At 68.6% G+C, this 7,258-nt stretch carries 10 protein-coding genes; 9 read left to right on the top strand and 1 reads right to left on the bottom strand.

The features are described from left to right. The 7 genes from ITJ49_RS17730 to eno form a co-directional block, all read left to right on the top strand. Positions 1–212: hypothetical protein (locus ITJ49_RS17730; RefSeq protein ID WP_228514661.1), on the top strand; the 212-nt coding region annotated here is incomplete at its 5' end. Positions 213–326: 114 nt separating this feature from the next. Next, positions 327–833 carry a universal stress protein gene (locus ITJ49_RS17050; RefSeq protein ID WP_055960828.1) on the top strand — a complete coding sequence of 169 codons (507 nt, stop codon included), beginning with the start codon at positions 327–329 and terminating at the stop codon, positions 831–833. Beyond that, positions 830–1,573, top strand: a complete 744-nt coding sequence (locus ITJ49_RS17045; RefSeq protein WP_055960826.1) for a 2,3-diphosphoglycerate-dependent phosphoglycerate mutase — start codon at positions 830–832, stop codon at positions 1,571–1,573. Before ITJ49_RS17050 ends, ITJ49_RS17045 begins: the two co-directional genes overlap by 4 nt. Further along, positions 1,570–2,073 (top strand): CrcB family protein, encoded by a 504-nt coding sequence (locus ITJ49_RS17040; RefSeq protein WP_228506157.1) that lies wholly within the window; start codon positions 1,570–1,572, stop codon positions 2,071–2,073. Before ITJ49_RS17045 ends, ITJ49_RS17040 begins: the two co-directional genes overlap by 4 nt. After that, entirely contained in the window at positions 2,070–2,441 is a 372-nt protein-coding gene (locus tag ITJ49_RS17035) for a CrcB family protein (protein ID WP_055960823.1), read from the top strand. The genes ITJ49_RS17040 and ITJ49_RS17035 overlap by 4 nt, the downstream gene beginning before the upstream one ends. A 26-nt stretch (positions 2,442–2,467) precedes the next feature. Continuing rightward, complete coding sequence (locus ITJ49_RS17030; RefSeq protein WP_055950127.1) at positions 2,468–2,953, top strand: inorganic diphosphatase; 486 nt, start codon at positions 2,468–2,470, stop codon at positions 2,951–2,953. A 162-nt stretch (positions 2,954–3,115) separates the two neighbouring features. After that, a complete protein-coding gene (gene eno, locus ITJ49_RS17025) occupies positions 3,116–4,450 on the top strand; it encodes a phosphopyruvate hydratase (RefSeq protein ID WP_082473849.1) in 1,335 nt (444 codons plus the stop codon). Here eno and ITJ49_RS17020 read toward each other — a convergent pair. Then, entirely contained in the window at positions 4,435–5,361 is a 927-nt protein-coding gene (locus ITJ49_RS17020) for a LysR family transcriptional regulator (protein ID WP_194606735.1), read from the bottom strand. The two genes, eno and ITJ49_RS17020, sit on opposite strands and share 16 nt — an antisense overlap. 69 nt (positions 5,362–5,430) lie before the next feature. On the opposite strand from ITJ49_RS17020, the gene ITJ49_RS17015 reads away from it, so the two are divergent. After that, positions 5,431–6,597, top strand: coding sequence for a TDT family transporter (locus tag ITJ49_RS17015; protein WP_055950121.1), 1,167 nt, complete (start codon positions 5,431–5,433; stop codon positions 6,595–6,597). Further along, positions 6,594–7,166: a uracil-DNA glycosylase family protein gene (locus ITJ49_RS17010; RefSeq protein ID WP_055950118.1), complete on the top strand. Its 573-nt coding sequence runs from the start codon at positions 6,594–6,596 to the stop codon at positions 7,164–7,166. Before ITJ49_RS17015 ends, ITJ49_RS17010 begins: the two co-directional genes overlap by 4 nt. Positions 7,167–7,258 lie beyond the last annotated feature (92 nt).

The raw sequence follows: 7,258 nt of genomic DNA, 5'->3' as shown, positions 1-7,258 counted from the left end.
CTCAGTACCGCCGCCGGTCATCGCAGAACGAGCCATTAGAAAAAGCACGCCTCCTGCAGGTGCCCGGTAGCCGGTCGCTCCCCGGACACACCTGCGGCGGTGGGGGAGTGGTGTGGGCAGCTTCGCTCCGTGTCGTCGGAATCGCTTCCTTCGGTGTCGGGACGTCGCGGGTGCGCGAGACGGCCCGCGTGACTTGGGGTTCGGGTGCATAATGGTGGTGTCTTCGGACCCGGTAGTGGGGCTTGCCGGACCCAACCTCGACAGTTGTCGACAACAGTCCCTATCTCAGCTGGTCGCGCTTCTGCGCGCCTGAGGTAGGGAGTGTCATGACAGCACCAATCGGTTCCGGACCGGTCGTCGTCGGCGTCCTGCCCGGCCTCGCTCCGGGGGTCATCGAGGTTGCGTCGTCTATCGCGCGGCGCTTCGGTACGACGCTGGTGTGCGTCAGCGTGGATGCATCGCTCTTCGATGCCGGTACGCGCTCGGACGGGTCGGTGATGGTGGAACCGATCGACCCTGACACCGCTGACACGACACCGCAGGGCTTGTCGGACAGTGACAAGGCGGCAGTACGTGCTGCCGCAACGACCTACGGCGTCGACGTCACGTTCGTCCCGGGTGTCGGGGATCCGAGCCGGGCACTGTCGCAGGTGGCCGAAGACCGCGACGCGGCGATGCTGGTCGTCGGGGCCAGGACGGGAGCGGGTCGAATCGCGGAGTTCTTCACGGGGTCGGTCGCGGTACGGCTGACCCATCAGCAGCACCGTTCAGTGCTCGTAGTGCCCGTTGATCCGGTCGGGTTCGATGCCCCACTGCCGTTGGACACCCCGTGACCGGCCAGCTTGTTCTGCTCCGCCACGGACAGAGCACTGCGAACGCTGCCGGCACCTTCACCGGCTTGCGAGACGTCGCGCTGACCGAACAGGGCAGCGCCGAAGCGAATCGGGCTGGGTTGCTACTTCTGCATGCCGGCATCCGACCGGACCTCGTGCTCACGTCGACGCTCGAGCGGGCGCTCCACACGGCGGAGCTCGTCACCGACGTCCTCGGACGTGATGCGCCGATCGAGTCGACGTGGCGGTTGAACGAGCGGAACTACGGCGCCCTCACCGGCATGTCCAAGCAGAATGCGCAAGCGGCGTTGGGGGCGGAGCAGTTCTTCGCTGTTCGTCGGACCCGCACGGGACGGCCACCACGCATGTCGATCCGCGCGTGGCTGGCGCTCCGGCGGACGCCGGCGCTTCGTGGACTGCCGTGGGCGGCACTTCGTCGAACCGAAACACTCTCCGACGTCATCCGCCGGGTCCAACCCGTCCTGTCGCACAGCATCACCCCGGCACTCCGCGACGGGCAGACAGTGCTCGTCGTCGCGCACGGCAACTCACTGCGGGCACTGTGTGCCTGCATGGACGGCCTAACTGACGGTGAGCTCGCGGACCTGAACCTCCCCACGGGCGAACCCCTGATCTACCGGTTCGACGGCGACGGTGGGTTCTGTCCGCGGGGTGGGGAGTACCTGCATCCGGCAGCACGAGCAGCAGCGGCAGCGGTCGCTGCGGAAGGTGGAACATGACCTCCCGAACGGACACCCACCTGCCCGATGGGCAGCTCCCGCCCGACCCAGACATCGACGCCAACGACCCGGAACGTATCGACCGGCCAGTGCATCTGCGGTGGCGGTACCTCGGTGTCGTCGCACTCGGCGGCGCCATCGGTACCGCCGCACGCGACGGACTCAGCACCGCCTTCCCCGCTCAGCAGGAGGTGTCCTGGGCGATCTTCTGGATCAACATCGCCGGCGCGCTCCTACTGGGTGTGCTGCTGGAACACCTCGCGCATCGCGGACCTGACGAGGGTCGCCGCCGGACACTGCGCCTGCTTCTGGGAACCGGTGTCCTCGGCGGGTTCACCACCTACAGCACCCTCGCGACCAGCACCGCGGTGTTGTTCCTCGCTGGCCGCGGGTTGGCCGGCACCGGGTACGCGCTCCTGACGGTCCTCGCCGGCGCGATCGCCACCGGTAGCGGCCTCGCGATCGCGGGTTTGGTCCGACCGAACGGGGCCACATCATGAGCGCCCTGGCCTTCCTCAGCGTCGCGGTCGCTGGCGGTGTCGGCGCGGCCGCACGGTTCTTCGTGGATGGTGCGATCAACCGGGGTCGGCAGTTCCGGCTCCCGGTCGGGACGCTGACGATCAACATCACCGGCTCGTTCCTGCTGGGCTTGATCACCGGCGCCGCCGGTCACCTCGGCGCCACCCCCGTCGCGGTGCTCGGAACAGGGCTCATGGGTGGCTACACCACGTTCAGCACCGCCAGCTTCGAGACCGTCCGCCTCGCACGCACCGGCCGCACCACCGCGGCTGCCGTGAACGGGCTTGGGATGCTCGTCGTCTCCGTCGCCGCAGCCGCCGGGGGCGTCACCCTCGGCACCCTCACTTGACCATCCGACTCGGAGAAGAACAGCTCATGCACTTCGACATCACGATCGAGATCCCCCGCGGCAGCGGCAACAAGTACGAGGTCGACCACACCACCGGACGGATCCGCCTGGACCGGGCGGTGTTCACCAGCATGGTGTTCCCGCAGGACTACGGCTCGATCGACGACACTCTCGGCGATGACGGCGACCCCCTCGACGCGCTCGTGCTGCTGCCCCGGCCCACGTTCCCCGGCGTCGTCATCGACGTCCGCCCGGTCGGGATGCTCCGCATGGTCGACGAGAACGGCGGCGATGACAAGATCCTCACCGTCCCCGCCGGAGACGTCCGCTTCGACCACGTCCAGGACATCACCGACGTCGCCGAGCCGGTCCTGGTGGAAATCGAGCACTTCTTCGCCCACTACAAGGAGATCGAGCACGGCAAGCACGTCACCACCAACGGGTGGGCGAACCGTGTCGACGCCGAAGCCATCATCCGCGCCGCACAGGAACGGTTCACCCCGCACCCCTGACCGGCACCCGCGCACCCGCGCACCCGCGCACCCGCGCACCATCCAGTGCGCGCCCTGAACCGCCGCGGGGAGGCAACTGGCGCCCAGTGATCGCCAGGAGGTCGTCCCTCCGCCTCCCCGCGGCCCACACCCGCACGACGAACCCGAAAGGCGACAACCGCCATGAACGACTACATCAGCAACGTCCACCACACCACCCACCATCAGGGCGAGTACGTGACCCACACCAGCCGCCCCGTCACCATCAGCAGCCTGCACGGCTCCCGGATCCTCGACTCCCGCGGCTACCCAACGATCCAGGTGCATCTCGAGCTCGAGGACGGCACCGTCGTCACCGGCGACGCCCCCGCAGGCGCATCCACTGGCGCGCATGAGGCTGTCGAGCTTCGCGACGGCGGCAGCAGCTACGGCGGCCGCGACGTGAGCCAGGCACTGCACCTCATCACGGCGGACGTCGCACCGATGATCACCGGCCAGTCGTGGACCTCAATCGGGCAGGTCGACGCCGCCCTCGCTGCCCTCGACAGCACCCCGAATTACCGCCGGCTCGGCGCGAACAGTGTCGTCGCGACCTCGATCGCGATGGCACGCGCTCTCGCCGCCGCAGCGGAGCTGCCGCTCTGGCGTTGGATCGCAGACGTCACCGGCAGCACGCCTCGCTTGCCCGTCCCGCACTTCAACGTCCTCAACGGCGGAGCGCACGCAGCGAACGCGCTCGACTTCCAGGAGTTCATGATCGCCCCGGTGAACGCCGACACCATGACCGACGCGGTTCGGATCGGGTCAGACGTCTACCACGCACTGGCGGCACTGGTCCGGGAACGGTTCGGCAGTCTCGGTCTCGGCGACGAAGGTGGCTTCGCGCCATCGATCGCCGCGCCCGAGGAGGCCCTCGACCTCCTCGTCGCCGCGATCAGTGCCGCTGGCTACGAGCCCGGCGTCGACACCGTCGCGATCGCACTCGACCCGGCGGCGAACGAGTTCGCGCTCGGTGACGGTAGCTACCGGGTCGTGGACCGCCGGCTCGACCGCGCAGGCATGGTCGACTACTACCGCGACCTCATCAGCCGGTATCCGATCCGGAGCATCGAAGACGGCTTCTCCGAAGATGACCACGGCGGCTGGAAGGCGATGTCGTCCGCGCTCGGCGGCATGCTCCAGATCGTCGGCGATGATCTCTACGTCACCGATCCGCAGCGCATCCGCGACGGCGGGAAGGACGGGCTCTCGAATGCAGCGCTCATCAAGCCGAACCAGATCGGCACCGTCTCCCAGACCCTCGACGCGATCGGCGTCGCACGCTCGCTCGGGATGCGGAGCATGGTGTCGCACCGGTCCGGGGAAACCACCGACACGTTCATCGCGGACCTCGTCGTCGGCAGCGGAACCGGACAGATCAAGTCCGGCGCCCCCGCCCGCGGAGAACGCGTCGCGAAGTACAACCGGCTCACCGAGATCGCGGAGAACAATCCGGAGCTGCCCTACGGGCTGCGCTGACCCCGACCGGCCACCTCGTGGGCGACGCGCAGGAAAGCAGAACCAGCTGGCTGGGGCTCTCCCGACCAGATCGCCCGCAACGGCCGGGCAAGTGGCGGCCCGGCGAGCGGGACCCGCACCAGCGACCCGTCGTTGATGTCGGCGGCGACCGTGCGAAGGCTCATCACCGCCGGTGCGATTCCGGCCTGTGCGTTCGCCCGGATGATGCTCGTGGTCTCCAGCACCGCGGCCGGAACCGACATGCTCAAACCGGCCTCCCTGAGCCATGCGGCGAGGGTCGCGCGAGTCCCGGAACCTTCTTCCCGCAGGAGCAGAGCCGTCGCCGCCAGGACCTCCGCAGTGATCCCGGTCGACCGAGCCCAGGGATGGTCCGGCGCAACGACGACCGCGAGCTCATCGTCCGCGATCACCTGCGCGGACACACCTGCCGCCACCACCGGGGTCTCCGTGAACCCGAGGTCCGCGCCACCCGACTGCACGAGATCCGCCACCGCGGCGGAGTTGCCCGCGATCAGACGCACCCGCATGTCGGGTTCACGGCGGCGGAATTCGAGCAGCCAGCCCGGCAGCAGCAGCTCCGCGATGGTCTGTGACGCCGCGACGACGAGCGAACCCGTCGGAGCCCGCAGCACAGCCACTCCTGCCTCGAGGTGGCGAGACGCGTCGAGGACCGGTCCGGCCAGCCCGACGACGAGCCGGCCGGTCTCGGTCAGCACCGACCCCGTGGTCGAGCGGTGCACCAACAAGTGACCGACCATGCGCTCGGCGACCCGGATCCGAGCAGACACTGCCTGTTGCGTGACGCCGAGCGCTCCAGCGGCAGCGGAGAGCGAGCCGGTCTCGGCGACGCGTGCGAGCACGTCGAGTGTGTCGAGGTCGAGCGTTCGGTCCGTGAGTCGCCGTAGTGTCACAATCAACGATTGTGCCCCGCCAAGAGGTTCCCGGTACCGCCAGAGGCAGGATTCGCGCAGGCTTGGCCCATGACAACGCTCCGCACCGACCCTGCACCCGCGAACGGTAGCCAGCTGCCCCAACGGCCGCAGACGGCGTTGTTCCGCGATCTGGAGCGGCCGGGCCTGATCGTGTCGAATCTCACACCGAACTGGTTCGCGTCGATCATGGGCACGGGCATCGTCGCCGTCGCAGCTGCGTCACTCCCACTGCAGTTCCCGGGACTCCGGTTCGCGGCGACGGTCGTGTGGGCGATCGCCGCGGTGCTCCTCGTCGCCCTCACGATCGCGACGGTGCTGCACTGGATCCGCTACCGGAGCACCGCAGCCGGGCACCACCTCAACCCGGTCATCTCCCACTTCTACGGCGCACCACCGATGGCGTTCCTCACCGTCGGCGCCGGGACACTCCTGCTCGGCAAGGACTGGATCGGCCTGCCCGCCGCCGTGACCATCGACTGGGTCCTGTGGACCATCGGCACCATCGGAGGACTGCTCACGGCAGTCCTGGTGCCGTACCTGGCGTTCACCCGCCACGAGAACAAGCCCGACTCCGCGTTCGGCGGTTGGCTGATGCCGATCGTCCCGCCGATGGTGTCCGCGTCCACCGGCGCGCTCCTCCTGCCCTACGCCCCCGCCGGACAGTGGCGCGAGACACTGCTGTGGTCCTGCTACGGCTTCTTCGGCCTCAGTCTCGTGACGTCGCTGGTCGTGATCACGTTGATCTGGAACCGGCTCGCGCTCCACAAGGTCGGTGCCGCCGGAATGGTGCCGACCCTGTGGATCGTCCTCGGACCGGTCGGACAGTCGATCACGGCGGTGAACCTCCTCGCCTCGAACGCCCCCACCGTCGTCGACGAATCCACCGCCCACGCGCTCCTGATCGTGGCGCTGGTGTACGGGTTCGCGATGCTCGGCTTCGCGCTGCTGTGGACCGTCATCGCCCTCGCCGTGACTGTCCGGACCGCCCGCGAACACCTGCCGTTCAGCCTGACCTGGTGGTCGTTCACGTTCCCCGTCGGCACCTGCGTCACCGGACTCAACGGGCTCGCCCTGCACTCAGGCCTGACCGTCGTTGCCGTCCTCGCCGTCATCTACTACGCCGGCCTCGTCGCCGCATGGATCACCGTTGCCCTTCGCACCTTTCACGGATCCGTCATCCGTGGCACCCTGCTGGCACCGCCACAGCCGGCATGAGTACCCCCGAGGAACTCGCTGACGTTCGATCGCTGAACGGTCTCGCGGAGACGTGGCGGACCGCGCCCGACGGCAGCCGACGGTTCGTCCCGAGCTTCGACCCACGATCCGGCGGCAGGTCCAGCCGCGTCCTGGTCCTGATGCAGTCGCCCGGCCCCCAGACCATCGCCGCAGCGCACGCAGCTATCTGCAGCGAGGACAACCCGGGCCCGACCGCGGCCGCGTTCCGAGCAGCCCGTATCGAGTCCGGACTCGCACGCGGCGAGTACGTCCGCTGGAACCTCATCCCATGGGAACTGCCCGACCGCGTGCGACTCGCGGACATCGACGAGGGGCGGCATGCCCTTGCCACACTGCTCGCGGCCCTCCCCGCGCTCACTGCGATCGTCACGTACGGGGCCGTCGCCCTCGACGGCGTCATGCGACACCTCACCCTGGACGAGCACCCCCGACTCCTCCCGGTCATCGCAGCACCACATCCGTCTCCCGCCAACGGCCGCCACCGCTCGGAACAACACTTCCGTTCCGTGCAAGCACTCCGGCTCGCCGCGCGAGCGCAACAGACGTAGCAAATACGAACGATTCCGCTACAACTATCCGTACCGGCGCTCAGTCCGGGTGCGAGGCGCCGTGTCTTGTAGCGGAACCCAGTCCCAGAATC

The sequence above is a fragment of the Frondihabitans sp. VKM Ac-2883 genome, assembly GCF_015350875.1.
Classification (GTDB): domain Bacteria; phylum Actinomycetota; class Actinomycetes; order Actinomycetales; family Microbacteriaceae; genus Frondihabitans.
The sequence above is the reverse complement of the archived record's forward strand: the minus strand, read 5'-3'. Positions and strand labels throughout refer to the sequence as shown.

What these genes read in the sequence shown, in the direction of transcription:
- ITJ49_RS17050 (WP_055960828.1), top strand. Translation starts at nt 327, where the DNA reads ATGACAGCACCAATCGGTTCCGGACCGGTCGTCGTCGGCGTCCTGCCC.
- ITJ49_RS17040 (WP_228506157.1), top strand. Translation starts at nt 1,570, where the DNA reads ATGACCTCCCGAACGGACACCCACCTGCCCGATGGGCAGCTCCCGCCC.
- ITJ49_RS17035 (WP_055960823.1), top strand. Translation starts at nt 2,070, where the DNA reads ATGAGCGCCCTGGCCTTCCTCAGCGTCGCGGTCGCTGGCGGTGTCGGC.
- ITJ49_RS17030 (WP_055950127.1), top strand. Translation starts at nt 2,468, where the DNA reads ATGCACTTCGACATCACGATCGAGATCCCCCGCGGCAGCGGCAACAAG.
- eno (WP_082473849.1), top strand. Translation starts at nt 3,116, where the DNA reads ATGAACGACTACATCAGCAACGTCCACCACACCACCCACCATCAGGGC.
- ITJ49_RS17015 (WP_055950121.1), top strand. Translation starts at nt 5,431, where the DNA reads ATGACAACGCTCCGCACCGACCCTGCACCCGCGAACGGTAGCCAGCTG.
- ITJ49_RS17010 (WP_055950118.1), top strand. Translation starts at nt 6,594, where the DNA reads ATGAGTACCCCCGAGGAACTCGCTGACGTTCGATCGCTGAACGGTCTC.